Origin of the sequence: Mycobacterium scrofulaceum, assembly GCF_002086735.1 — a bacterium.
Taxonomy (GTDB): domain Bacteria; phylum Actinomycetota; class Actinomycetes; order Mycobacteriales; family Mycobacteriaceae; genus Mycobacterium; species Mycobacterium scrofulaceum.
The window spans coordinates 1-1,285 of record NZ_MVIJ01000140.1 but is presented as its reverse complement, the minus strand read 5'-3'; the positions used below and the strand labels follow the sequence as shown (position 1 = coordinate 1,285).

General features: G+C 71.8%; 1 protein-coding gene. It reads right to left on the bottom strand.

Features of this window, described 5'->3' with window-relative positions:
* Nucleotides 1-1,285: condensation domain-containing protein (locus BST44_RS29130; protein WP_244184982.1), on the bottom strand; the 1,285-nt coding region annotated here is incomplete at both ends.

Here is a 1,285-nt window from a genome sequence, read left to right as displayed (position 1 = left end):
AGGGGGTGGTGGGTGAGGCTTCGGGTGGGGTGCAGCCGTTCGACGAGGACTTCGAAGGGGACGTCCTGGTGCTCGTAGGCGGCCAGGCTGCGCTGCTGCACCTGCGCCAGCAGCTCGGCGACCGTGGGGTTCCCGCCCAGATCGGTGCGCAGCACCAGGGTGTTGACGAAGAAGCCGACGAGGTCGTCGAGCGCGGGGTCGCGGCGCCCGGCGATCGGGAAGCCCACGGCCACATCGGAAGTGGCGCTGACCTTGGCCAGCAGCACCGCCAGGGCGGCCTGGATCACCATGAAGCTGGTCGCATTGTGCTCACCGGCGAGCTCGCGCACCCGCACCTGCAACTCCGGTGGCCACTCCACGGCGACCCGCGCCCCCCGATAGTCGGCCCCCGACGGATAGGGCCGATCCGTCGGCAGCTCCAGGCGTTCCGGCATCCCCGCCAGCGCATCCTGCCAATAGGCCAGCTGCGCGGCGATGGCACTGTGCGGGTCGTCCAGATCGCCGAACTGGGCGCGCTGCCACAGCGTGTAATCGACGTATTGGACCGGCAATTCGGCCCAGCCCGGCGCCTCGCCCGCGCATCGGCTGGCATACGCGACCCCTAGATCACGCACCAACGGCGTGATCGACCAGCCGTCGGCGGCGATGTGGTGGGCCACCGCCACCAGCACGTGCTCGTCGTCGGTGACGCGGAACAGCGTCGCCCGCAGCGGAATCTCGGCCGCCAGATCGAACGGGTAACGCGCCGCGGCCTCGATGGCCTCCTCCAGCCGGCTCGCGGACCAGCCGTCCGTCTTCACCACCTCCCACCGGACGCCGGCCCGCGCCGGGGGCAGCACGACTTGCTGCGGGGTTCCCTCGGGTGCGGCGAAGACGGTGCGCAGGCTTTCGTGGCGGGCGACGACGTCGGCCAGCGCGGCACGCAGCGCGTCGGCGTCGAGCCGGCCGCGCAGCCGCAGCGCCGCCGCCATGTTGTAGACGGGCGACGGCCCGTTCAGCTGGTCGATGAACCACAATCTTGACTGCGCGAACGACAGCGGAACCGTCGCCGGGCGGTCGCGTGCCACCAGCGCCGCGAGGCCGCCCCCGCTGCCGCCGATGCGGGGCGCCAATTGCGCCACCGTGGGCGCTTCGAACAGCGCCCGCACCGAAAGGGCGGTGTCCAGGCCGCTATTGATCGCCGCGACCGCGCGCATGGCCGAGAGCGAGTCGCCGCCGAGGTCGAAGAAGGATTGGTCGATGCCGACGCGGTCGACGCCGAGGACCTGGGCGTAGATGCCGGCCA